19 protein-coding genes are annotated in these 23,329 nt (G+C 61.1%); 11 read left to right on the forward strand and 8 right to left on the reverse strand.

The window, feature by feature from the left end; all coding sequences use genetic code 11:
• Positions 1-231 precede the first annotated feature (231 nt).
• Together HBJ59_RS16755 and HBJ59_RS16760 are read right to left on the reverse strand one after the other, a co-directional pair.
• Complete coding sequence (locus HBJ59_RS16755; protein WP_167664154.1) at positions 232-939, reverse strand: 3'-5' exonuclease; 708 nt, start codon at positions 937-939, stop codon at positions 232-234.
• On the reverse strand, positions 936-2,858 hold the full coding sequence (locus tag HBJ59_RS16760) for a putative nucleotidyltransferase substrate binding domain-containing protein (RefSeq protein WP_178124272.1): 1,923 nt from the start codon (positions 2,856-2,858) through the stop codon (positions 936-938). Before HBJ59_RS16760 ends, HBJ59_RS16755 begins: the two co-directional genes overlap by 4 nt.
• Positions 2,859-3,104: 246 nt before the next feature.
• On the opposite strand from HBJ59_RS16760, the gene HBJ59_RS16765 reads away from it, so the two are divergent.
• The gene (locus HBJ59_RS16765) at positions 3,105-3,551 is read left to right on the forward strand and encodes a response regulator (protein WP_076017856.1); all 447 of its coding nucleotides are present in this window, start codon (positions 3,105-3,107) and stop codon (positions 3,549-3,551) included.
• 62 nt (positions 3,552-3,613) lie between these two features.
• On the opposite strand, the gene HBJ59_RS16770 is transcribed toward HBJ59_RS16765, so the two are convergent.
• Positions 3,614-5,791: a malate synthase G gene (locus tag HBJ59_RS16770; protein WP_167664156.1), complete on the reverse strand. Its 2,178-nt coding sequence runs from the start codon at positions 5,789-5,791 to the stop codon at positions 3,614-3,616.
• A 484-nt stretch (positions 5,792-6,275) separates the two neighbouring features.
• Between HBJ59_RS16770 and HBJ59_RS16775 the strand changes: the two genes are divergently transcribed.
• On the forward strand, positions 6,276-6,794 hold the full coding sequence (locus HBJ59_RS16775) for a glycine cleavage system protein R (protein WP_088423326.1): 519 nt from the start codon (positions 6,276-6,278) through the stop codon (positions 6,792-6,794).
• 222 nt (positions 6,795-7,016) lie between these two features.
• Here the strand turns inward: HBJ59_RS16775 and rarD are convergent, their stop codons facing one another.
• The 5 genes from rarD to HBJ59_RS16800 form a co-directional block, all read right to left on the reverse strand.
• Positions 7,017-7,901, reverse strand: a complete 885-nt coding sequence (gene rarD / locus HBJ59_RS16780) for an EamA family transporter RarD (RefSeq protein ID WP_076017859.1) — start codon at positions 7,899-7,901, stop codon at positions 7,017-7,019.
• Positions 7,902-8,008: 107 nt separating this feature from the next.
• Positions 8,009-8,983, reverse strand: coding sequence for a serine/threonine protein kinase (locus HBJ59_RS16785; RefSeq protein ID WP_003211077.1), 975 nt, complete (start codon positions 8,981-8,983; stop codon positions 8,009-8,011).
• A gap of 178 nt (positions 8,984-9,161) precedes the next feature.
• Complete coding sequence (locus HBJ59_RS16790; RefSeq protein ID WP_076017860.1) at positions 9,162-11,060, reverse strand: PhoX family phosphatase; 1,899 nt, start codon at positions 11,058-11,060, stop codon at positions 9,162-9,164.
• A 71-nt stretch (positions 11,061-11,131) separates the two neighbouring features.
• The gene (locus HBJ59_RS16795; RefSeq protein WP_167664157.1) at positions 11,132-11,896 is read right to left on the reverse strand and encodes a TOBE domain-containing protein; all 765 of its coding nucleotides are present in this window, start codon (positions 11,894-11,896) and stop codon (positions 11,132-11,134) included.
• Between the two features lie 57 nt (positions 11,897-11,953).
• Positions 11,954-12,691 carry a ComF family protein gene (locus HBJ59_RS16800; protein ID WP_167664158.1) on the reverse strand — a complete coding sequence of 246 codons (738 nt, stop codon included), beginning with the start codon at positions 12,689-12,691 and terminating at the stop codon, positions 11,954-11,956.
• A gap of 90 nt (positions 12,692-12,781) precedes the next feature.
• On the opposite strand from HBJ59_RS16800, the gene bioB reads away from it, so the two are divergent.
• The 9 genes from bioB to HBJ59_RS16845 all read left to right on the forward strand — a co-directional run bounded on the left by bioB (position 12,782) and on the right by HBJ59_RS16845 (position 23,328).
• Positions 12,782-13,837, forward strand: coding sequence for a biotin synthase BioB (bioB, locus tag HBJ59_RS16805; RefSeq protein ID WP_167664159.1), 1,056 nt, complete (start codon positions 12,782-12,784; stop codon positions 13,835-13,837).
• Positions 13,838-13,991: 154 nt separating this feature from the next.
• The gene (bioF, locus tag HBJ59_RS16810; RefSeq protein WP_167664160.1) at positions 13,992-15,170 is read left to right on the forward strand and encodes an 8-amino-7-oxononanoate synthase; all 1,179 of its coding nucleotides are present in this window, start codon (positions 13,992-13,994) and stop codon (positions 15,168-15,170) included.
• Complete coding sequence (locus tag HBJ59_RS16815) at positions 15,163-15,894, forward strand: alpha/beta fold hydrolase (protein ID WP_076017865.1); 732 nt, start codon at positions 15,163-15,165, stop codon at positions 15,892-15,894. The genes bioF and HBJ59_RS16815 overlap by 8 nt, the downstream gene beginning before the upstream one ends.
• Entirely contained in the window at positions 15,887-16,696 is an 810-nt protein-coding gene (bioC, locus tag HBJ59_RS16820) for a malonyl-ACP O-methyltransferase BioC (RefSeq protein ID WP_167664161.1), read from the forward strand. The genes HBJ59_RS16815 and bioC overlap by 8 nt, the downstream gene beginning before the upstream one ends.
• Positions 16,693-17,373 (forward strand): dethiobiotin synthase, encoded by a 681-nt coding sequence (bioD, locus tag HBJ59_RS16825; protein ID WP_076017867.1) that lies wholly within the window; start codon positions 16,693-16,695, stop codon positions 17,371-17,373. Before bioC ends, bioD begins: the two co-directional genes overlap by 4 nt.
• Positions 17,374-17,480: 107 nt before the next feature.
• Positions 17,481-17,762: a hypothetical protein gene (locus HBJ59_RS16830; protein ID WP_010167428.1), complete on the forward strand. Its 282-nt coding sequence runs from the start codon at positions 17,481-17,483 to the stop codon at positions 17,760-17,762.
• Between the two features lie 330 nt (positions 17,763-18,092).
• On the forward strand, positions 18,093-19,898 hold the full coding sequence (locus HBJ59_RS16835; RefSeq protein ID WP_167664162.1) for a phenylacyl-CoA dehydrogenase: 1,806 nt from the start codon (positions 18,093-18,095) through the stop codon (positions 19,896-19,898).
• Between the two features lie 265 nt (positions 19,899-20,163).
• Positions 20,164-21,453 carry a diguanylate cyclase gene (locus tag HBJ59_RS16840; protein ID WP_167664163.1) on the forward strand — a complete coding sequence of 430 codons (1,290 nt, stop codon included), beginning with the start codon at positions 20,164-20,166 and terminating at the stop codon, positions 21,451-21,453.
• Between the two features lie 90 nt (positions 21,454-21,543).
• A complete protein-coding gene (locus tag HBJ59_RS16845; RefSeq protein WP_167664164.1) occupies positions 21,544-23,328 on the forward strand; it encodes an acyl-CoA dehydrogenase C-terminal domain-containing protein in 1,785 nt (594 codons plus the stop codon).
• The last annotated feature ends 1 nt before the right edge of the window (position 23,329 follow it).

Genomic DNA, 23,329 nt, shown 5'->3' on the forward strand with positions numbered 1-23,329 from the left:
GAGAATTATTCGCGATTGTGGCAGAGGTGTAAGGCGGGTGCAATTGGCGTTGGTCGGGCGGCGGCGTAATGATATCTATCATGATGATGCAGCTTACTGTGGCGAGGGAGCTTGCTCCCGCTCGCCTGCGCAGCAGTCGTAATCCAGGCAGTGCATTTATTCAGCTGGAAATAGGTTGGCTGATTTTGGGGGCGCTTCGCACCCCGGCGGGAGCAAGCTCCCTCGCCACAATTAGAATGAGGGCGCTTGCTTGCGGCGTTTCCATTGGCCCAGGCGCTGTTGTAACGCGTGCGGGCTGTCGATCTGCTGCTGCCGTGCGCGGCTGAACAAAATCAACATCAACTCTGCCGTTGCCAACGCATCCGCACTGGCATGATGGCGCTCGCCCACTTGCAGCTTGAAATGCGTGATCCAGTCATCCAGTCCGGCTTCGCGGATATTGGCATCAGGGCACAGCAGCGGGGCGATGTCGGCCACGTCCAGGAAAGGGTGGTTCAAGCGATAGCCCAGGCTGTCCTTGAGTGCCCGGCACAGCATGTGTTGATCGAAGGGCGCATGAAACGCCAGCAGCGGGCTGTCACCGACAAACTCCATAAAGTCCATCAACGCTTCAGCCGGATCACTGCCCGCCGCGATGGCGCTGGGGCCCAGGCCGTGGATCAGCACACTGGGGCTGAGCTTGGTCTCGGCCCGTTGCAGGGTGCGTTCGAACAGTTGGGAAAAGTCCACCGCGCCGTCCTCGATCACCACCGCGCCGATGGAAAGCACTTGGTCCCGATTGAGGTTCAGGCCACTGGTTTCCAGGTCCACCACCACCCAACGCTGGTCCCGCAGCGATCCGTCCCCCAGCTCTCGAGGTTTGGGCAATTGCTCAACCCGCCGCTGTTGCGCTGCGTCCAGGCCAGGTTTGGTTTTACGCAGCCAGCCAAACAAGCTCACAGCTGATACCGCAAGGTCAGGCTGCTTTGCAGGCGTTGGGCCTGGCGCAGGGATTCGCGCAGGATGCGCCGGTCCAGATGGTTGAGGCTGTCGGGGTCGACGCGGTTGGAATAGGGCAGGTTCTCGCGGGTTTGCAGTTGGTGCTGCTGCATGCGGGTTTGTTGGATAAAGTGGTAGGCCTCTTCATACGCCGCGCCGTCCAGGCGTTCGATGACTTCCTTGGCCACCAGTTGGCGCAAGCGCTCCAGGGTGTTGATGGCGCTGATGCCATTGGCCAATGCCAGCAGCCGGGCGCCGTCGACAAAGGGCGTGAGGCCTTGCACCTTGAGGTCGAGTGTCGCCTTGTCTGCGCCTTTGCGCGTCAGCACGAAATCCCGGAAACGCCCCACCGGCGGGCGCTGGCGCAATGCGTTTTCAGCCAGCATGCGCTGGAACAAACGGTTGTCTGCCACCTGGTCGAGAATGCCCTGGCGCAATTGCTCGCACCCTTGCTCATCGCCCCAGACCACCCGCAAATCAAAATAGATACTCGAACCCAGCAGGTTCTCTGGCGTTGCCTCGCGAATAAACCCGGCAAAACGCCGCGCCCATTCCGCCCGGGACAGGCACAGCTCAGGGTTGCCGGCCATTATGTTGCCCTTGCACAGGGTAAAGCCGCACAGCGCCAGGCTTTGGTTGATCTGCTGTGCCAGAGGCAGCAGGCGGCCACGAATCTCGGCGGCTTCGGCGGCGTCCTTGGCTTCGAACAGAATGCCGTTGTCCTGGTCGGTATACAGCGTTTGTTCGCGGCGACCCTCGCTGCCGAAACACAACCAGCTGAACGGCACGCCGGGGTCGCCTTTTTCGGCCAGGGTCAGCTCGATGACGCGGCACACCGTGTGGTCGTTGAGCAAGGTGATGATGTGGGTGATCTGCGTGGACGAAGCACCGTGGGCGAGCATGCGCTCCACCAACTGGCCGATTTCGCCACGGATCGCCACCAGGTTTTCGACCCTGGGCGCATTGCGAATGGTGCGCGCGAGGTGCACCAGATCTACCCGTTGCAGGGAAAACAGATCACGTTCGGAGACTACGCCGCACAGACGCTGATCCTTGACCAGGCACACGTGGGCAATATGCCGTTCGGTCATCGCGATCGCGGCGTCGAAGGCGCTGTGGTCCGGGGTGAGGAAGAACGGCGCCTGGGTCATATGGCGCTTGATGCTCTGGTTGAAATCACTGGTGCCGTCGGCCACCACCTGGCGCAGGTCCCGCAGGGTGAAAATCCCCAGGGGCGCCTTGTGCTCATCCACGATCACGATGCTGCCGACTTGTTGCTCGTGCATTTGCGTGACCGCTTCACGCAGCGGCGTCAGCGGGCTGCAGGTCACCGGGTGACGCATGGCCAATTCGCCCAGGCGGGTGTTCAGCGAGTATTGCGTGCCGAGGGTTTCCACGGCCTTTTGCTGGACTTGCTGGTTGACCTGGTCCAGCAGGCTGCTCACTCCGCGCAAAGCGAAGTCGCGGAAGGCGCTGGAAAGGGCGAACAGCTTGATAAAGGCCGGCTTGTTCAGTTGCAGGCAGAAGGTGTCTTCGGCGGCTTTATGCTCGGTGCGGGTCGCCCGTTCCCCGAGCAACGCCGCCAGCGGAAAACATTCACCGGTGGTGATTTCAAAGGTGGTTTCGGCCGAGTCGGGGCGCTCGCCGACCACGCGCCCTTGCTTGACGATATAGAAGTGTTCCACCGGCCCGCCCGACGGCTTGAGGATACTTTCGCCGGGGGCGTAGAAGCGCAATTGGCACTGCTCTACCAGAAATCCCAGGTGGGTGTTTTCCATCTGGTTGAACGGTGGGAAGCGTTGCAGGAATTGCAGGGTGCCGTGGATGTTCTGCAACACAGCGGTTTTCCCCGCTTGTGTGAAAGCATCAGCTTTACTCATACCTATGACCGCAGTTTTTTTGTCGTTATCGTGCCTCATGGTCGGCTCCTGCGCTGCGGGTGCCCATTGGACGTAAGTCTAGGTAGCGATTCGCCCTCACTGACTAGGGAAAAACCTTACATGAATATCGTCCAAACCCCGTAGAACGCCCACTAGGCAAACTTTCCGACGAAGTGCACATTGTTCGCCCTTCCGGTGATGTCTGACTTCTGTGCTGGGAGATTGATCAGAACTGCCGAGAAACGTATGTCCGACCACGATATTTTGAGTGACGCCGAGCGCGAGGCCCTGAGCGCGGTTATGCAGGAGCCTGATTTACCGCCACAACGGGTTTTGATCGTGGATGACGACAAGGACGCGCGTGAACTGCTGGCAGAAATTCTTGGCCTTGACGGCATTCGCTGCATGACCGCCGACAGCGGCGAGTCGGCATGGGACTTGTTGAGCTCCACCAGCTCCATTGGCTTGCTGATCACCGACCTGCGCATGGCACCGAGCAACGGGTTGCAATTGATTCGCCAGGTGCGCGGGTCCACCCGGGCGGCACTGCCGATCATCATCATGTCGGGGGACGCCGAAGCGCCGGATGTGATCGATGCGATGCATTTGAGCGTGGTGGACTTTTTGCTCAAGCCGATTGATAGCGTGAAGCTGGCGAAGATGGTGAAGCGGGAGTTGGGGATGGCGCAGTAAAAGCGCCGCCACAAAAAAAGCCCTGATCTTTCGATCAGGGCTTTTTCGTTTCCAGCGATTAGTTACAAGCCATTTTTGGCCTTGAACTCCCGACGCCGACGGTGCAATACCGGCTCGGTGTACCCGTTCGGTTGCTTGGTCCCTTCAATCACCAACTCCACCGCCGCCTGGAACGCGATGTTGCTGTCGAAATCCGGAGCCAGCGGGCGATACAGCGCGTCACCGGCGTTCTGACGGTCCACCACCGGCGCCATGCGCTTGAGGCTTTCCATCACCTGGGCTTCATTGACGATGCCATGGCGCAACCAGTTGGCGATGTGCTGGCTGGAGATACGCAGGGTGGCGCGGTCTTCCATCAGGCCGACGTCGTTGATGTCCGGCACTTTCGAACAACCCACGCCCTGGTCGATCCAGCGCACCACGTAACCGAGGATGCCCTGGGCGTTGTTGTCCAGTTCGTTGCGGATTTCTTCGTCGGACCAATCGGTATTCTGAGCCAGAGGAATGGTCAGGATATCGTCCACCGAAGCACGTTCGCGCTTGGCCAGCTCGGCCTGGCGGGCGAATACGTCGACCTTGTGGTAGTGCAGCGCGTGCAGCGCAGCCGCCGTTGGCGAAGGAACCCACGCCGTGTTGGCGCCGGCCAGCGGGTGAGCAATTTTCTGCTCAAGCATGGCGGCCATCAGGTCGGGCATCGCCCACATGCCTTTACCGATTTGTGCGCGGCCTTGCAGGCCGGTGCTCAAGCCGATATCGACGTTCCAGTTTTCGTAGGCGCCGATCCACTTCTCGGCCTTCATGGCGGCCTTGCGCACCATCGCGCCAGCTTCCATGGATGTGTGGATTTCATCGCCGGTACGGTCGAGGAAGCCGGTGTTGATAAACACCACACGCTCGCTGGCCGCCTTGATGCAGGCCTTGAGGTTGACCGTGGTGCGGCGCTCCTCGTCCATGATCCCGACTTTGAGGGTGTTGCGTGGCAGCTTCAGTACGTCTTCGATACGGCCGAACAGCTCGTTGGTGAACGCAGCTTCTTCCGGGCCGTGCATCTTCGGTTTAACGATGTAGACCGAGCCGGTGCGGCTGTTCTTGCGGCTGTTGTTACCGTTGAGGCTGTGGATCGCCGACAGGCTGGTGAGCAGGCCGTCGAGAATGCCTTCCGGCACTTCGTTGCCGTCTTTGTCGAGAATTGCGTCGATGGTCATCAAGTGGCCAACGTTACGCACGAACAGCAGCGAACGACCGTGCAGGGTCACTTCTTTGCCGTCAGCACCGGTGTAAACGCGGTCGGCATTCATGGTGCGGGTAAAGGTCTTGCCACCCTTGGCGACTTCTTCCGACAGATCGCCCTTCATCAGGCCCAGCCAGTTGCGGTAGATCACCACCTTGTCATCGGCATCGACGGCAGCGACGGAGTCTTCGCAGTCCATGATGGTGGTCAGGGCGGCTTCCATCAGCACGTCTTTCACGCCGGCGGCGTCGGTCTGGCCGACCGGGGTGCTGGCGTCGATCTGGATTTCGAAGTGCAGGCCGTTGTGTTTCAGCAGGATGGCAGTCGGCTTGGCAGCGTCGCCCTGGTAGCCGATCAGTTGCGCATCGCTGCGCAGGCCGGTGTTGCTGCCGCCCTTGAGGCTGACCACCAGCTTGCCGTCGGCGATCTTGTAGCCGGTGGAATCCACGTGGCTGCCGGCAGCCAGTGGTGCGGCTTCGTCGAGGAAGGCGCGGGCGAAGGCGATGACTTTGTCGCCACGCACCTTGTTGTAGCCTTTGCCCTTCTCGGCGCCGTCGGCTTCGCTGATGGCATCGGTGCCATACAGCGCGTCATACAGCGAACCCCAGCGCGCATTCGAGGCGTTGAGGGCGAAACGGGCGTTCATCACCGGCACTACCAGCTGCGGGCCGGCCATGTGGGCAATTTCTTCATCGACGTTTTGGGTCGAAGCCTGGAAATCCGCGGCTTCTGGCAGCAGGTATCCGATATCTTGAAGGAAGGCTTTGTAGGCCACGGCGTCGTGGGCCTGGCCGGCGTGTGCCTGGTGCCAGGTGTCGATCCGCACTTGAAAATCGTCGCGTTTGGCGAGTAGGGCTTTGTTCTTCGGCGCCAGGTCATGGATGACCTTGTCGGCACCGGCCCAGAACTGGTCGGCGGTAATGCCGGTACCAGGAATGGCTTCGTTGTTCACGAAGTCGAACAGGACTTTGGCGACCTGCAGGCCACCGACTTGAACGTGTTCAGTCATTGCTTGCCTCACTCTGCGGAGCTTATGCGCTTTTCAGCTTTTCAATTTACCAATGAAGCCTCTGGCCATGTAAACCGTGAACACGCTGCACCAGTACATGCCGTTGAAGGCGGCTGGGCGGGCTGCGTCGCGGTGCGTGGTTGCCTTGGCAGACATCGACCTAACGTTATGTAGTGCGCGATTGGGCATACTACATGATGAGTTGCGGTTGTGAAAATTAGACTAAATACGTCGTTTAGCGACCCACTTTGGTCGTACGGTCACAGTGGGGTACGGGATGTTCTCAAAAAACTATTAGATTGTTCCAGATAAATATAAAAATGGTACACGATTTGTTTTCGCGGGCGCCTGCGTCCACCTTGTAGGAGCGAGCTTGCTCGCGAAGGTCGTTAACGATAACGCGGGATGCCTGACACCCAACGGTGCTCTCACGTTCTTCGCGAGCAAGCTCGCTCCTACAGAATCATAAGAAGAGGACGACACCATGGACCATCTCGTACTGACTGTCATCGCCCCGGACAAACCCGGCGTGGTCGAACGCATCGCCCAATGCATCGCGTCCCACGGCGGCAACTGGCTGGAAAGCCGAATGGCGCATATGGCCGGGCAGTTTGCCGGGATCTTGCGGGTGAGCGTGCCGGCGGAAAATCGTCTGGATTTGATTGGGGCGCTGGAAGACTTGTCCACCCACGGCATTCGCGTACTGCTGGGCGAAAGCAGTTCGGTCGCCGCCAGTGAGTCGCAACCGATCGCGATGGCGCTGGTGGGCAATGACCGGCCGGGGATTGTTCGCGACATCACCGCGCTGCTCAGCAAGCAGGGCGTCAACCTGGAGCGCCTGATCACCGACGTGCGCCCGGCACCCATGAGCAGTGACCCGCTGTTTCACGCCGAAGCCTTGTTGGCGGTGCCTTTGACACTGCCGTTGGAGACCTTGCAGGCAGCATTGGAAACCCTGGCAGACGACCTGATGGTGGAGCTGGAACTGCGCAGCGAGGAATAGTTGCCCACAAGGTTATGCATGGAAATCTTGCATGGGCCTGTGGATAACCTGTAGAGACCCGTGTCCAGCCCAGGCGGGCCGTGGCTCTGCGTGGATTGAGCAAAAAACGAGCAGTTTCAAGGGCTTGTGCACAAACGCCGGGGATCAGGCTGTGGATAACCTTGGGGTGAATGCCTGCAAGCCGCGCCGGCTGCGGCTTGCAGGGGTTTGTACGTTATTTGATCAGTTTTTCCGCATGGTCAGCCACGCGTCGAGGCTGTAAACCACCAGGCCGGCCCAGATAAAGCAGAAGGCGATCAACGTGGCCGGCGCCAGGTGTTCATTGAACAGCAACACCGCTTCCAGCAGCACCAAGGTCGGTGCCACGTATTGCAGGAAACCCAGGGCGGTGTAGGGCAAATGCCGCGCGGCGGCGTTGAAACATACCAGCGGGATCAGCGTCACCGGGCCAGCGGCCACCAGCCACCACGCCTCGGAGGTGCTCCAGAATTCCATCTGTGCACTGTGGGCAGACGGGTTGAACAGCAGCCATGCAATGGCAATCGGCACCAACATCCAGGTTTCCACTACCAGCCCGGGCAGTGCCTTGACCGGCGCCTGCTTGCGGATCAAACCGTAGAAACCAAAGGTGGCTGCCAGTACCAGGGACACCCACGGCAAGCTGCCGACTTGCCACACCTGTTGCGCCACACCCACGGCAGCCAGCCCGACGGCGACCCATTGCAGGCGGCGCAGGCGCTCACCCAGGATCACCATGCCCAGCAGCACGTTCACCAGCGGGTTGATGTAGTAACCGAGACTGGCCTCGAGCATGCGGCCACTGTTCACCGACCACACATAGGTCAGCCAGTTGGCTGCGATCAAGGTGCCGCTCAGGGCCAGGATCGCCAGGCGCTTGGGATTGTCCCGCAGTTCGCGAAACCAGCCCGGGTGTTTCCAGACCATCAGCAGCAAACTGCCGAACAGCGCCGACCACAGCACGCGATTGACGATGATTTCTGCGGCGGGAACGCTGGCGATGGCTTTGAAGTAGATCGGGAACAGGCCCCAGATGACGTAGGCACTCAGGCCCAATATGTACCCGCGACGGGGGTTGGCGGCTTGCATGCAGAATCCTTGCTTAGGCAGCTAACAAAGCCGCGATTGTAAGGATATTTGTCAGGGGATGTGTGTTGAAAGTGTAGGGCCCAAGGTCAGGGCCCAGACGGTAGGGATCAGAACAGCTTCAACGGTTCTTCGTTGAGCGCCGACAACTGCTCACGCAACGCCAGCACTTGGTCGCCCCAGTAACGTTCGCTGCCGAACCACGGGAAGCTATGGGGGAACGCCGGGTCGTCCCAGCGCCGTGCGAGCCAGGCGCTGTAGTGCATCAGGCGCAGGGCGCGCAGCGGTTCGATCAGGGCCAGTTCGCGTGGGTCGAAGTCGTGGAATTCCTGGTAGCCGTCCATCAATTCCGACAGCTGCCCCAGGCATTCCTGACGGTCACCGGCGAGCATCATCCACAGGTCCTGAACGGCAGGGCCCATGCGGCAGTCATCGAGGTCGACGATGTGGAACATCTCGTCGCGGCACATCATGTTGCCGGGGTGGCAATCGCCGTGCATGCGGATGTTCTTGTGGGGCGTGGCCTTGTAGACCTCTTCCACGCGCTTGAGCAGGTCGCGGGCCACGGACTCGTAGGCCGGCAGCAGGCTGCGAGGAATGAAGTTGCCTTCCAGCAGGGTGTTCAGGGAGTCGTGACCGAAATTCTTCACGCCCAGGGCTTCGCGGTGCTCGAAGGGCCGGGTTGAACCGACGGCGTGCAGACGCCCGAGCAGTTGGCCAAGACGGTACAGCTGGTCGAGGTTGCCCGGCTCCGGCGCGCGGCCACCCCGGCGCGGGAACAGGGTGAAGCGGAAACCGGCGTGTTCGAACAGGCTTTCACCGTTGTGAATCATCGGCGCCACTACCGGCACTTCGCACTCGGCCAGTTCGAAGGTGAAGCTGTGTTCTTCGAGGATCGCCTCGTTGGTCCAGCGCTGTGGGCGGTAGAACTTGGCGATCAAGGGCTCGGAGTCTTCGATGCCGACCTGGTACACACGGTTTTCGTAGCTGTTGAGCGCGAGGATGCGGGCGTCGCTGAGGAAACCGATGCTTTCGACAGCGTCGAGCACCAGGTCAGGGGTCAGTGTTTCAAACGGGTGTGCCATGCGAACTCCTGCGCGCAGCAGGGCGCCGCGTCCGGCCGGGTATGGTAACGCACCCAGGGTTGGATAGGTGGTGACTGTTCTGACGCCTTCGCGAGCAAGCCCGCTCCCACATTTGACCGCATTCCAAAGCCAGGACTCGGTTTAATGTGGGAGCGGGCTTGCTCGCGAAGAGGCCTTATCAGGCGCCGACGATCCCGCCATCATCCCGACGAATCGCCATCACCGACGACCGTGGCTTGCCATTCGGCAGGTGCTCCGGCCAGGTCGAACCACCGGTTTCCCCCGGATGCTGAATCCCCACAAACAGGGTTTTCTGGTCCGGCGAGAAGCTGATTCCGGTCACTTCACAGGCCACCGGCCCCACCATGAACCGGCGAATCTCACCGGTCGACGGGTCGGCACACAGCATCTGGTTGTTACCCATCCCGGCAAAGTCGCCACCGTTGCTGTAGTCGCCATCGGTCAGGATCCACAACCGCCCGGCCTTGTCGAAACCCAGCCCATCCGGGCTGTTGAACATGTTCTGCGGGTTGATGTTGGACGAGCCGCCCTTTGGCGTCCCGGCATGCAGCGCCGGGTTACCGGCCACCACAAACAAATCCCAGCTGAAATCCGGCGCGCCATGGTCATTGGCGTTGGCCTTCCAGCGCAGGATCTGCCCGTAGACGTTTTTCTCCCGCGGGTTCGGGCCGCCGACCGGCTGGCCGTCTTCGCCGCGCTTGGCGTTGTTGGTCAGGGTGCAATACACCTGGCCGTCGGTGGGGCTGACCACGATCCATTCCGGGCGGTCCATGCGGGTGGCTTTCACCACGCTGGCGGCGAGGCGTGCGTGGATCAGCACTTCGGCCTGGCTGGCAAAACCGCTGTTGGCATCGATGCCATTCTTGCCGTAGGTCAGTTCGACCCATTGGCCCTGGCCCTTGGGATGGTCGGCATTGCCGTCGCCCGCGTCGAAGATCGCCACGTACAAGGTGCCGTGGTCCAGCAGGTCCTTGTTGGCCTTGGGGTTCTTGTGATTGATCTTGTCGCGGCTGATGAACTTGTAGATGAACTCGCCGCGTTCGTCGTCGCCCATGTACACCACGGCGCGGCCGTCGCGGGTTTCCGCCAGGGCGGCGTTTTCGTGCTTGAAGCGACCCAGAGCGGTGCGTTTGACCGGTGTGGATTGCGGGTCGAACGGGTCGATTTCCACCACCCAGCCATGGCGATTGAGTTCGTTGGGGTTCTTGGCCATGTCGAAGCGCGGGTCGTGGGGGTGCCAGTTGATGTCTTTGCTCGCGGCCACCACACCGTAGCGTTTCTGCCCGGCGTCGAAGGTTTGTTGCGGGTTGCTGCTGCCGAAGCAGTCGGTGAAGTTTTCTTCGCAGGTCAGGTAGGTGCCCCACGGGGTCTTGCCGTTGGCGCAGTTCTGGAAGGTGCCCAGGACTTTCTTGCCGGTTTTATCGGCGCTGGTTTTCAGCCAGGCATGGCCCGCCGCCGGGCCACCGAAGCGGATCGGCGAGTTGCCGTGGATGCGGCGGTTGTAGCGCGAGTCCTGGACGAACTGCCAGGTGTCGCCTTTGCGCCGCACTTCGATCACCGACACGCCTTCGCTGGCCAGCGCCTTGCGCACGTCTTCAGCCGATTGCGGCGCGCCGCCGTGGGCGTAGAGGTAGCGGTAGTTGGTGTATTCGTTGTTGATCGCCATCAGCGCGCGGTTGTCGTCACCGGGGAAGGCGAACAGGCTCATGCCGTCGTTGTTGTCGCCGAACTGTTGTTCCTGGGCCTTAGCGGTGCCGTTACCGCTGGGGTCGAAGGCCGGCGCATTCTTGTGCAGCGGCTGGCCCCAGCTGATCAGTACCGAGGCGCTGTAGCCGGGCGGCAGGGTGATGGTGTCGCTGGTGGCTGCGGCGATGCTGGTGAAACCCAGTAGTGGGCTGTTTGCTGCGGCGTTGACCGCCAGGGCGCTGCGGGTCAGCAGGTTGCCGCCGAGAAACATCGCGGCACCGCACAGGGCGCCGGCGCCGATAAAACGCCGACGGGTGAGGCCGACCATCTGTTCCAGGTCGGTGGCTTGGTTTTCTTCTAATAGGCTCATTTCAGGCTCCCTGCGGGTTTTTGCAGACACCTTAGGGAGCGGTCGTGACGAAATTGTTGCAGTTTGAAGCGTTACACCGGGGTGCCCAGCAGCACGTTGCTGGGGGAGAACTGCACCTTCACCTGCATGCCTTTGGCGGCATTAATCTGCGCAAGCGCGTCGGGCCGGGCCAGAGCACATAAAACCTGGCCATTGGGCAGAGTGATACGAACCTCGCTGGGGCCGTCTTCGGCGTCGAGAATCGCCTCGATTTTTCCTTCCAGGCAATTGTGTCCAGGTGTTTCTGACTGCGAGGCGGCCAGCACTTCAAGCCAGCCGGCCTTGATCAGAGCCACCACTTCGGTGCCGGTCTCCAGCTCCAGATGCAAGGTGCTGTCGTGGGTGATCTGCGCAGCCAGGCTCAGCCCGCCGGCCAGTTCCAGGCGAATCAGGTCGTTGCGGCCATGGCTGTCGATGGCAATGACCTTGCCATGCAACTGGTTGCGCGCGCTGGTGCGCAGCATCAGGCGGCCCAGCAGGTTGAAGTCGCTGGCGTCTTCGGCGGAATCCAGCACCTGGGCTTGCAACACTTGCAAGCGCTGGTAGAGGCGCAATACCCGTTCGCCCTCTGCCGTCAGCTTGGCGCCGCCACCGCCTTTGCCGCCGACACTGCGTTCCACCAGGGGCTTTTGCGCCAGGTTGTTCAGCTCGTCGATGGCGTCCCAGGCAGCCTTGTAACTCAGGCCGGCACTCTTTGCCGCACGGGTGATGGAGCCCTGCTCGGCAATGTGTTGCAACAGCGCAATGCGCTGGGGGCGACGGACGATGTGTTGGCTCAAGAGGGTTGGCAGGGACATGGGGACACGCTTCGATGGAATGGGCAGACGTTGCGGGCAGGGGGCTTGAGAGTCAAGTCATGTGCCGGGCTTGGGCGTTCGCGCCAGGCAATACACATCCACCTGTCGGGCGCCGGCGTCCATCAATAGGCGGGCCAGGCTGTTGGCGGTGGCGCCGGTAGTCAGTACGTCATCGATCAACGCCAGGTGCCGGCCTTTGATTTGCGCACCGTCCGCCAAGGCAAAGGCCTGGAGCAGGTTGCGCTGGCGGGTCTTGGCGTCCAGGTCCTGTTGCGCCACCGTTTCATGAGGCCGTAACAGCAGGTGCTCATCGTAGGGGATATTCAGGTCCTTGCTCAGCCAGCGCGCGAGCATGGCTGACTGGTTGTAACCCCGTTCCCGCAGGCGTTTGCGAGCCAAGGGCACGGGCAGCAGGCAGTCGGGGCGCGTCAGTTCGGCATCGTCATAACGGTGTTGCAGAAACTGCCCCAGCAGGTGCGCGAGCAAATGGCCGAGGGGCCATCGGGCCTGGTGCTTGAAACGGCTGATCAGGCTGTCGACGGGAAAGCTGTAGGTCCAGGGTGCAACCACCTGTTTAAACGCCGGTGGCCGCTTCAGGCATTGGCCGCATATCAGGCCTGTCATGGGCAACGGCAGCGCACACACCTCGCAATGATCCATCAACCAAGGCAGTTCGGTTTCGCAGGCGTTGCAGATGGAATGGGCTGTTTCACTGCTTTCATCGCAGATCAAACAGACTTGGTTGTTTTTTAACCAGATGTAAACCTCGTGTTTGTTCTCAAGTTGACAGTGCATGAATCTTCCTTAAATATGCTGAGCATCCGTGTCGTGCCTGTAGGTATTACTTCCCGCAGGGCTTGCCAAAGCATAATCAAGGAATCGCCCATGAGCGCCAGCATCACTGCCAACCTGCGTCACGATTGGTCTTTAGCCGAAGTCAAAGCGCTGTTCGTGCAGCCCTTCAACGACCTGTTGTTCCAGGCGCAGACCGTGCACCGCGCGCATTTCGACGCCAACCGCGTCCAGGTTTCCACGCTGCTGTCGATCAAGACCGGCGCCTGCCCGGAAGATTGCAAATATTGTCCGCAGTCGGGCCACTACAACACGGGCCTGGAAAAAGAGAAGCTGATGGAAGTGCAGAAGGTCCTCGAAGAGGCCGCCCGCGCCAAGGCCATCGGTTCGACCCGCTTCTGCATGGGCGCCGCCTGGAAGCATCCGTCGGCCAAAGACATGCCCTACGTGCTGGAAATGGTCAAAGGCGTGAAAGCCATGGGCCTGGAAACCTGCATGACCCTCGGCCGCCTCGACCAGGACCAGACCGAAGCCCTGGCCCAGGCCGGCCTCGACTACTACAACCACAACCTCGACACCTCGCCGGAGTTCTACGGCTCAATCATCACTACTCGTACCTACGGTGAGCGCCTGCAAACCCTGGCGTACGTGCGTGATTCGGGGATGAAGATCTGCTCGGGCGGCATCCTCGGCATGGGCGAGTCGCTGGACGACCGCGCCAACCTTTTGATCCAGTTGGCCAACCTGCCGGAGCATCCGGAATCGGTGCCGATCAACATGCTGGTGAAAGTCGCCGGCACGCCGCTGGAAAACGCCGACGACATCGACCCGTTCGACTTCATCCGCATGCTGGCGGTGGCGCGCATCCTGATGCCGCAGTCCCATGTGCGGCTGTCGGCCGGGCGTGAGGCGATGAACGAGCAGATGCAGGCCCTGGCGTTTTTTGCCGGTGCCAACTCGATTTTCTACGGCGACAAACTGCTGACCACCGCCAACCCGCAGGCGGACAAGGACATGCAACTGTTCTCGCGCCTGGGCATCTTGCCGGAAGCCCGCGAAGAGCACTCCGATGAAGTGCACCAGGCGGCGATCGAGCAGGCGCTGGTGGAGCAGAAGAGCAGTGAGCAGTTCTATAACGCGGCTGTTTGATAAGTCCACTTTGGAATGCCATCCAAATGTGGGAGCGGGCTTGCTCGCGAAGGCGGTGTGTCAGCCAATACATAAGCTGACTGATCCACTGCTTTCGCGAGCAAGCCCGCTCCCACATTTTTGACCGCGTTCAACCTGATCTACCGAGGTCTGCATGTCTTTCGATCTCGCCGCGCGTCTTGCGGCTCGTCGTGCCGAACACCTGTACCGCCAACGTCCACTGCTGCAGAGCCCGCAAGGCCCTGAAGTGGTGGTCGATGGCCAGCCGTTGCTGGCGTTCTGCAACAACGATTACCTGGGCCTGGCCAATCACCCACAAGTGATTGAAGCCTGGCGCGCGGGCGCAGCGCGTTGGGGTGTCGGTGGCGGCGCTTCCCATCTGGTGATTGGTCACAGCACGCCGCACCATGAACTGGAAGAGGCCCTCGCAGACCTGACCGGTCGCCCGCGAGCGCTGTTGTTCACCACCGGTTACATGGCCAACCTCGGAGCCGTCACGGCGCTGGTGGGGCAGGGCGATACGGTGCTGGAAGACCGTCTCAACCATGCCTCATTGCTGGATGCCGGTTTGCTCTCCGGCGCGCGCTTCAACCGTTATCTGCACAACGACGCCGTCAGCCTGGCCAAGCGCCTGGAGAAAGCCACCGGCAATACGCTGGTGGTCACCGATGGCGTGTTCAGCATGGACGGCGACCTGGCCGAGCTGCCGGCGCTGGCCCGTGAAGTCCGTGCCAAGGGCGCATGGCTGATGGTGGATGACGCCCATGGCTTCGGGCCTTTGGGCGCCAACGGTGGCGGGATCGTCGAGCATTTTGGCTTGAGCCTGGAAGATGTGCCGGTGCTGGTGGGCACCCTCGGCAAGGCCTTCGGTACTGCCGGCGCGTTTGTGGCGGGCAGCGAAGAGCTGATCGAAAGCCTGATCCAGTTCGCCCGCCCGTATATCTACACCACCAGCCAACCGCCGGCACTGGCCTGCGCCACGCTGAAAAGCCTGGAACTGCTGCGCACCGAGCATTGGCGCCGTGAGCATCTCAATGGGCTGATCCGCCAATTCCGCCAGGGCGCCGAGCAGATCGGCCTCGAGCTGATGGACAGTTTCACGCCGATCCAGCCGATCATGATTGGCGACAGTGCCCGTGCGATGCGTTTGTCGCAGATGCTGCGTGAGCGCGGGCTGATGGTGACCGCGATCCGGCCACCGACCGTGCCTGCCGGTAGCGCCCGTCTGCGGGTAACCCTGACGGCGGCCCACAGTGAAGCCCAGGTGCAGCTATTGTTAAACGCATTGGAAGAGTGTTTCCGCTTGTTAGGCCAGGAGCCCGACCATGCGTGATCGACTGATATTGCTGCCTGGCTGGGGGCTCGGCATTTCGCCGCTGGAACCGTTGGCGGCGGCGTTGCAGGGGCTGGATGAACACTTGCAGGTGCAGATCGAACCGTTGCCGGTGCTGGCTTCAAGTGACCTCGACGAATGGCTCGACGAACTGGACGCCAGCCTGCCGGACAACGCTTGGCTGGGCGGCTGGTCCCTCGGCGGGATGTTGGCTTCGGAGCTTGCAGCGCGCCGCGGTGATCGTTGCTGCGGCCTGGTGACTCTGGCCAGTAACCCGTGTTTTGTCGCCCATGACGGCTGGCCGAGCGCAATGCCCGGCGAAACCTTCGATGCGTTTCTCGCGGGTTGCAATGCCGATTCTCAAGTCACGCTCAAGCGCTTTGGTTTGTTGTGCGCCAAGGGCGCGGAAGATCCTCGCGGGTTGGCGCGCTTGTTGGTCAGCGGGGCGCCGAATACGCCTTCTCCGGTCCTGATGACCGGCCTTGAGTTACTCGCTCAGATGGATACACGTGAGGCGTTGCTGGCCTTTCGCGGCCCGCAGTTGCACCTGTTTGCCGGCATGGACGGCCTGGTGCCCGCCGAGGCGGCCAGTGATCTGCTGACGTTGTTGCCCGATGTTGAAATCGGCCTGATTGAACAGGCCGGTCACGCTTTTCTACTGGAGGACCCCCACGGTGTAGCGGGGGCCATCCAGGCTTTTTTGCATGAGTGCGGTGATGACTGATTTGTCCCATGTGTTGCCCGGCGGCTTGCCAGACAAGCGCCAGGTAGCGGCCTCCTTTTCCCGCGCAGCCGCCAGTTACGACAGTGTTGCCGAGTTGCAGCGTGCGGTGGGCAGCGAGCTGCTGCGGCGTTTGCCCGATGGTATTTCGCCGCAACGCTGGCTGGATCTGGGCTGCGGTACGGGTTATTTCAGTCGTGTGCTGGGCCAGTCATTTCCGGATAGCCAGGGTGTGGCCCTGGACATTGCCGAGGGCATGCTCAACCACGCCCGGCCCTTGGGCGGCGCGCAACATTTTATCGCTGGGGATGCCGAGCGTTTGCCGTTGCAGGATTCCAGTTGCGGGCTGATCTATTCGAGCCTTGCCGTGCAGTGGTGTTCGGATTTTGCCGCAGTACTCAGCGAAGCGCGTCGTGTGTTGCAGCCCGGCGGCGTGCTGGCGTTTGCCAGCCTGTGCGTGGGTACGCTGGATGAGTTGCGCGAAAGCTGGCGCGCGGCGGATGGCATGGTTCACGTGAACCGCTTCCGGCCGTTCAGTGCTTATGAGCAACTGTGCGCAGCCAGTGGCTTGCGGGTGCGCAGCCTGGAGCAGTGTCCCCATGTGCTGCACTACCCCGACGTGCGCAGCCTGACCCACGAACTGAAAGCATTGGGTGCGCACAATCTGAACCCGGGGCGCCCCGGAGGCTTGACGGGTCGGGCGCGGATTGTTGCACTGGTGCAAGCCTACGAGCAGTTCCGCCAGGCCCAGGGCCTGCCGGCGACTTATCAAGTGGTGTACGCCGTCCTGGAGAAACCTCTATGAATGCCGCTTACTTCATCACGGGGACCGACACCGACGTCGGCAAGACCACCATCGCCGCCGGCCTGCTGCATGCCGCGCGGCAAGCCGGCAAAAGCACTGCGGCGGGCAAGCCGGTGGCCTCGGGCTGCCAACTGACGCCCAAGGGCCTGCGCAATTCGGATGCCTTGGCGTTGCTGGCTGAATGCTCGCTGCCTTTGACCTATGCCGAGGTCAATCCGGTGGCGTTCGAGCCGGCCATCGCGCCGCATCTGGCAGCCCGCGAGGCCGGTGTGGCACTGACGGTGCAGTCGTTGTTGAAGCCCATGCAGCATATTCTGGCCAAACAGGCAGACTTCACCTTGATTGAAGGCGCGGGCGGTTGGCGTGTGCCCTTGGCGGATCAGGACAATCTGTCGGACCTGGCCCAGGCATTGAAGCTGCCGGTGATTCTGGTAGTGGGCGTGCGGCTGGGTTGCATCAGCCATGCGTTGCTGACCGCCGAAGCCATCGCCCGGGACGGTTTGCCGCTGGCGGGCTGGGTAGCGAATATCATCGATCCGAAGACCTCTCGTCTGGAAGAAAACCTCGCGACCCTGGCTGAACGACTTCCCGCGCCATGCCTGGGAAGGGTGCCCAAGCTCAAGCATCCCAGCGCCGAGGCGGTCGCCGGGTACTTGCAACTGGACCTGCTTGACTAGTTTTGCCTATCAATAAGGCATTATGCCATTAGTGTTTTTAACGGGCCTTTTGCCGGTATGTCTGCTTCAATAAGATTTCACGATTCTCTTTCAGGCAGGTTCACGCCATGGAAATCTCTGGCAGCAGTGCGTTTTACTCGGGGCTGAGCGCGATTCAGACCGGGCAGAACCGTGTCGACCAGGCCGCCGGCAAGATCGCCAGCGCCGCTACTACCCAGCCTTCGGACGCGCAAAATGATCGTTTGCGTTCGGTAGACGCCAATCAGGCAAGCAACTCGGCAAGCAATATGGTCGAGATGGCCCAAGGCAAGTTCCAAGTAGAACTGGGCGCCAAAGTGGCCAAGGCTTCCGACGAAATGCTCGGCACGTTGATCGATACCTACGCTTGAATATTGCGCTCTCCAGGTTCTCTGTGGGAGCTGGCTTGCCTGCGATAATGTCGCCCCAATCCTCCTGAAGCACCGTGGCGCCTGCATCGCAGGCAAGCCAGCTCCCACCCTGATCCCCGTCACCCTCGATTCCTTCTAAACCCTTGGAACTCCATGCGGCATTTCGCTGCAGGCCTTGCCGTGCCTGACGTTGACCTGCGTCATGACAAACGGCATTTGCACGACGCTTGACAAGGATAGGTCGTAAACGTATGTTTCAAACAACTGTTTGACCGCTACAACAATCCACGCGGTTGTTCATCCCAGATACATCAGCAGAGGTTTATCGCTATGCCTGACTACAAGGCCCCCTTGCGTGATATTCGCTTCGTTCGTGACGAACTGCTCGGCTATGAAGCGCACTATCAGAGCCTGCCGGCTTGCCAGGACGCTACCCCGGACATGGTTGACGCCATTCTCGAAGAAGGCGCCAAGTTCTGTGAGCAGGTACTGGCACCGCTGAACCGCGTGGGTGACATCGAAGGTTGCACCTGGAGCGAGTCAGGCGTTAAGACCCCTACCGGTTTCAAAGAAGCCTACAAACAATTCGTCGAAGGCGGCTGGCCAAGCCTGGCCCACGACGTGGCGCACGGTGGCCAAGGCCTGCCGGAGTCCCTGGGCCTGGCAGTCAGCGAAATGGTCGGCGAAGCCAACTGGTCGTGGGGCATGTACCCGGGCTTGTCGCACGGCGCGATGAACACCATTTCCGAGCACGGCACCCCCGAGCAGCAAGAGGCTTACCTGACCAAGTTGGTGTCGGGTGAGTGGACTGGCACCATGTGCCTGACCGAGCCGCACTGCGGCACCGACCTCGGCATGCTGCGCACCAAGGCCGAGCCTCAGGCAGATGGTTCCTACAAGGTTTCCGGCACCAAGATCTTCATCTCGGCCGGCGAACACGACATGGCCGACAACATCGTCCACATCGTGCTGGCCCGCCTGCCGGACGCACCGGCTGGCACCAAAGGCATTTCGCTGTTCATCGTTCCCAAGTTCGTACCGAACGCCGAGGGTTCGATTGGCGAGCGCAACGCGGTGTCCTGTGGCTCCCTGGAACACAAGATGGGCATCCACGGTAACGCCACCTGCGTGATGAACTTCGACGCGGCCACTGGTTTCCTGATCGGCCCGCCGAACAAAGGCCTGAACTGCATGTTCACCTTTATGAACACCGCTCGCCTGGGTACCGCGCTGCAAGGCCTGTCCCACGCTGAAATCGGCTTCCAGGGCGGCCTGAAATACGCTCGTGACCGCCTGCAAATGCGCTCCCTGACTGGCCCGAAAGCGCCGGACAAGGCGGCCGACCCGATCATCGTGCACCCTGACGTGCGCCGCATGCTGCTGACCATGAAAGCCTTCGCCGAAGGCAACCGCGCGATGGTGTACTTCACCGCCAAACAGGTTGACGTGGTCAAGTACGGCACCGACGACGAAGCCAAGAAACAGGCTGACGCACTGCTGGCGTTCATGACCCCGATTGCCAAGGCGTTCATGACCGAAGTCGGTTTTGAAGCCGCCAACCACGGCGTGCAAATCTACGGCGGCCACGGCTTCATCGCCGAGTGGGGCATGGAGCAGAACGTTCGCGACAGCCGCATTTCGATGCTGTACGAAGGCACCACCGGTATCCAGGCCCTCGACCTGCTGGGCCGTAAAGTGCTGATGACCCAAGGCGAAGCGCTGAAGGGCTTCACCAAGATCGTCCACAAGTTCTGCCAGGCCAACGAAGGCAACGAAGCGGTACAAGAATTCGTTGCACCGCTGGCGGCACTGAACAAGGAGTGGGGCGAGTTGACCATGAAGGTCGGCATGGCGGCCATGAAAGACCGCGAAGAAGTTGGTGCCGCTTCGGTGGATTACCTGATGTACTCCGGCTACGCCTGCCTGGCCTACTTCTGGGCCGACATGGCCCGCCTGGCTGCTGAGAAACTGGCTGCCGGCACCACCGAAGAAGGCTTCTACACCGCCAAGCTGCAGACCGCGCGCTTCTACTTCCAGCGTATCCTGCCGCGTACCCGCACCCACGTCGCAACCATGCTGTCGGGCGCCAACAACCTGATGGACATGAAAGAAGAGAACTTCGACCTGGGCTACTAAGCCTCGACGGGTTCATTTCAAAAGCCGCCGCTTCCCTCGGGAGCGGCGGCTTTTTTTATCTTTCCCATGCTCGGTGTGGGATTGCAGCCTGGGATGCTCTGCGTCCCGCTCCATGCCACTCAATAAAAAACCACAGCGCAGCACTCAGGGATTGCGCCGCTCGGCCGTTAAAGTGATGGCAATGTGATACGCATCACATCGAATGTGCTTAACTGTGATCAGTGAAGGCACTGTGCCATCTTTTTAGTGGGTCGGAGCTTTACCCTTGCCACGCGTGTCTGCTTTACGTTTCAGTCATTTTTTACCTTCACTGCTGTTGCTGCTGGCGGGGCTCTCGGCTGCGTACGTGAAGGACCTCAATGTGTTCTTCACCTCACTGTTCAATGTGCTGCCGACCCTCGTACTGCTGCTAGGCGGTTCGTACTGCGCGGTTTACCGTCGCCAGCGCGAACTGTTCCTGATGCTCACGGTGTACGTGGTCTATTTCCTGCTGGACACCCAGACCGATTACTACCGCGACCACGGCCGTGTTCGAGAGGACGCGGCCGTGGTCTTCCATCTGTGTTGCCTGTTGTTGCCGCTGCTGTTCGGCATCTATGCGGTCTGGCAGGAAAAAACCCACCTGTTTCGCGACTTCGTCGCGCGGTGCGCGGTGCTGCTTGCGATCGGCAGCGTGGCGCTAGCCCTTGAGCAAAGTTTCCCCCAGGCGCTGTTGAGCTGGTTGGCCGAGATTCGCTGGCCCGCCTTGCATGGCCGCTGGATGAGCCTGATCCAGTTGTCGTACCCGATGTTCCTGATTGGCTTTGTGACCTTGGCCGCGCAGTACTGGTACCAGCCAAGACCGTTGCACGCCGCGCAACTGGTGGGTTTGCTAGGTTTGTTCTGGATGTTGCCGCAGACTTTCATCCTGCCGTTCACCCTGAACATCATGTGCAGCCAGGTGATGCTGATGATTGCCGCCGGCGTGGCCCACGAGGCTTATCAAATGGCCTTCCGTGACGAACTGACCGGCCTGCCGGGCCGCCGCGCACTCAACGAACGCATGCAGCGCCTGGGGCGCAACTATGTGCTGGCCATGGGCGACGTTGATCATTTCAAGCGCTTCAACGACACCCATGGCCACGATGTTGGCGACCAGGTACTGCGCCTGGTGGCCAGCAAGCTGTCCAAGGTCAACGGCGGCGGCCGGGCTTATCGGTATGGCGGTGAAGAGTTTGCCGTGGTGTTCGCCGGCAAGACCCTGGATGAATGCCTGCCGCACCTCGAGGAAATCCGCGAAATCATCGCCAACTACGACATCAAGCTGCGTAACCCCGATCGTCCCAACGATGATCAACAGGGCCGACAACGTCGTGCAGGCAGTGGTGCGTCAAGCGTGTCGGTGACCGTCAGCATCGGCGTCGCTGAGCGCCAGGCCGAGCAGCGCAGCCCTGAAGAAGTGCTCAAATCCGCCGACCAGGCGCTGTACAACGCCAAGGGCGCGGGGCGTAACTGCGTGGTCGCTTCGGGGCAGACCCGCCGCGGCGCGGTGCGCATGGACAGCGCTGCCGGTTGAGTGATGGTGGTGTATTCAGCGGCCCTACTGTGATTGTCCGGTGGGCCGTGCGGCAGTAGGTTGGAGGCATCTGCTGCCGGAGACATTGCCATGCCTGACTATAAAGCTCCCCTGCGCGACATGCGCTTTCTGATCGATCACGTTTTTGACTTCCACGGCCACTACGCGGCGCTGGGGGCAACTGACGCGAGCCCGGACATGGTCGGCGCGATCCTCGAAGAAGGCGCGAAGTTCTGCGAAAACGTTCTCTCGCCGTTGAACCGTTCCGGCGACGAAGAGGGCTGCCATTTCGACAACGGCGTGGTGACCACGCCAAAGGGCTTCAAGGAAGCCTTCGCCCAGTACGTGGAAGGCGGCTGGCACGGTTTGGCGGCAGACCCGGCCTACGGTGGGCAGGGCTTGCCAATGTCCCTGGGCCTGGTGCTCGCGGAGATGATCTCCTCCAGCAACACGTCCTGGGGCATGTACCCTGGCCTGACCCACGGTGCGATGTCGGCGATCCGTGCCCATGGCACTGAAGAACAGAAAAACACCTACCTGAGCAAACTCACCGCCGGCCAGTGGACGGGCACCATGTGCCTGACCGAAGCCCATTGCGGCACCGACCTTGGGCTGATCAAGACCCGCGCGGTGCCTCAGGCAGACGGCAGCTACGCGGTCACCGGCAGCAAGATTTTCATCTCGGCCGGCGAGCACGACATGAGTGAAAACATCATCCACCTGGTGCTGGCCAAGCTGCCGGATGCGCCGGCCGGGACCAAGGGCATTTCGCTGTTTATCGTGCCTAAGTTCCACGCTGATTCGGGTGAACGTAATGCGATGGCGTGCGGCTCGATCGAACACAAGATGGGCATTAAGGCTTCGGCCACCTGTGTGCTGAACTTCGATGGCGCCCGGGGCTTCCTGATCGGTGAGGCGAACAAGGGCCTGAACTGCATGTTCACCATGATGAACCATGCGCGGTTGGGCACCGGCATGCAGGGCCTTTGCCTGGGTGAAGCGAGCTTCCAGGGCGCGATCAAGTACGCCAACGACCGCTTGCAGATGCGTTCGCTGACCGGTGCCAAAGCTCCGGAAAAAGCCGCCGACCCGATCATCGTCCACCCGGATGTGCGGCGCATGTTGCTGACTATGAAAGCCTTCAACGAAGGCAACCGGGCGCTAACCTACTTCTGCGCGCAGTTACTCGATACCGCGCACTTGAGCGGCGACGAAGGTCAGCGTCAGGAAGCTGAAGACCTGTTGGCCCTCCTTACGCCGATCTGCAAAGCCTTCATGACCGAAACCGGGCTGGAGGTGACCAACCATGGCATGCAAGTGTTCGGCGGCCATGGCTACATTCGTGAGTGGGGCATGGAGCAGTTGGTGCGGGACTGCCGGATTGCGCCGATCTATGAAGGCACCAATGGCATCCAGGCACTGGATTTGCTCGGGCGCAAGGTGCTCGGCAGCCAGGGCAAGCTGCTGCGGGGCTTTACGAAGATCGTCCACAAGTTCTGCGCGGCAAACGCCGAGCATCCGCAACTCAAGGCCCATGTGGCGCAGCTCAACGAGTTGAATCAGCAATGGGGCGAGCTGACGGTCAAGGTCGGCATGGCCGCCATGAAGAACCCGGATGAAGTCGGCGCGGCGGCCCTGGATTACCTCATGTACAGCGGCTACATCATCCTCGCCTATCTGTGGCTGCGCATGGCGCTGGTGGCACAGGAGCAGGTGGACAGCGGCAGCGGTGATGCTGATTACGCTCGAGGCAAGCTGGCGACATGCGAGTTCTACTTCAAGCGCCTGCTACCGCGCACGGCAGCCCACCGGGCGGCAGTGGAGGCGGGCAGCGAGTGCCTGATGAGTCTGCCCGCGGAGCTGTTCGCGCTTTAGT

It is taken from the genome of Pseudomonas sp. AN3A02 (assembly GCF_011765255.1).
Classification (GTDB): domain Bacteria; phylum Pseudomonadota; class Gammaproteobacteria; order Pseudomonadales; family Pseudomonadaceae; genus Aquipseudomonas.

Coding starts and splice junctions, on each gene's coding strand:
- HBJ59_RS16760 (WP_178124272.1), bottom strand. CDS start 2,858: ATGAGTAAAGCTGATGCTTTCACACAAGCGGGGAAAACCGCTGTGTTG.
- HBJ59_RS16765 (WP_076017856.1), top strand. CDS start 3,105: ATGTCCGACCACGATATTTTGAGTGACGCCGAGCGCGAGGCCCTGAGC.
- HBJ59_RS16770 (WP_167664156.1), bottom strand. CDS start 5,791: ATGACTGAACACGTTCAAGTCGGTGGCCTGCAGGTCGCCAAAGTCCTG.
- HBJ59_RS16775 (WP_088423326.1), top strand. CDS start 6,276: ATGGACCATCTCGTACTGACTGTCATCGCCCCGGACAAACCCGGCGTG.
- rarD (WP_076017859.1), bottom strand. CDS start 7,901: ATGCAAGCCGCCAACCCCCGTCGCGGGTACATATTGGGCCTGAGTGCC.
- HBJ59_RS16785 (WP_003211077.1), bottom strand. CDS start 8,983: ATGGCACACCCGTTTGAAACACTGACCCCTGACCTGGTGCTCGACGCT.
- HBJ59_RS16790 (WP_076017860.1), bottom strand. CDS start 11,060: ATGAGCCTATTAGAAGAAAACCAAGCCACCGACCTGGAACAGATGGTC.
- HBJ59_RS16795 (WP_167664157.1), bottom strand. CDS start 11,896: ATGTCCCTGCCAACCCTCTTGAGCCAACACATCGTCCGTCGCCCCCAG.
- HBJ59_RS16800 (WP_167664158.1), bottom strand. CDS start 12,691: ATGCACTGTCAACTTGAGAACAAACACGAGGTTTACATCTGGTTAAAA.
- bioB (WP_167664159.1), top strand. CDS start 12,782: ATGAGCGCCAGCATCACTGCCAACCTGCGTCACGATTGGTCTTTAGCC.
- bioF (WP_167664160.1), top strand. CDS start 13,992: ATGTCTTTCGATCTCGCCGCGCGTCTTGCGGCTCGTCGTGCCGAACAC.
- HBJ59_RS16815 (WP_076017865.1), top strand. CDS start 15,163: ATGCGTGATCGACTGATATTGCTGCCTGGCTGGGGGCTCGGCATTTCG.
- bioC (WP_167664161.1), top strand. CDS start 15,887: ATGACTGATTTGTCCCATGTGTTGCCCGGCGGCTTGCCAGACAAGCGC.
- bioD (WP_076017867.1), top strand. CDS start 16,693: ATGAATGCCGCTTACTTCATCACGGGGACCGACACCGACGTCGGCAAG.
- HBJ59_RS16830 (WP_010167428.1), top strand. CDS start 17,481: ATGGAAATCTCTGGCAGCAGTGCGTTTTACTCGGGGCTGAGCGCGATT.
- HBJ59_RS16835 (WP_167664162.1), top strand. CDS start 18,093: ATGCCTGACTACAAGGCCCCCTTGCGTGATATTCGCTTCGTTCGTGAC.
- HBJ59_RS16845 (WP_167664164.1), top strand. CDS start 21,544: ATGCCTGACTATAAAGCTCCCCTGCGCGACATGCGCTTTCTGATCGAT.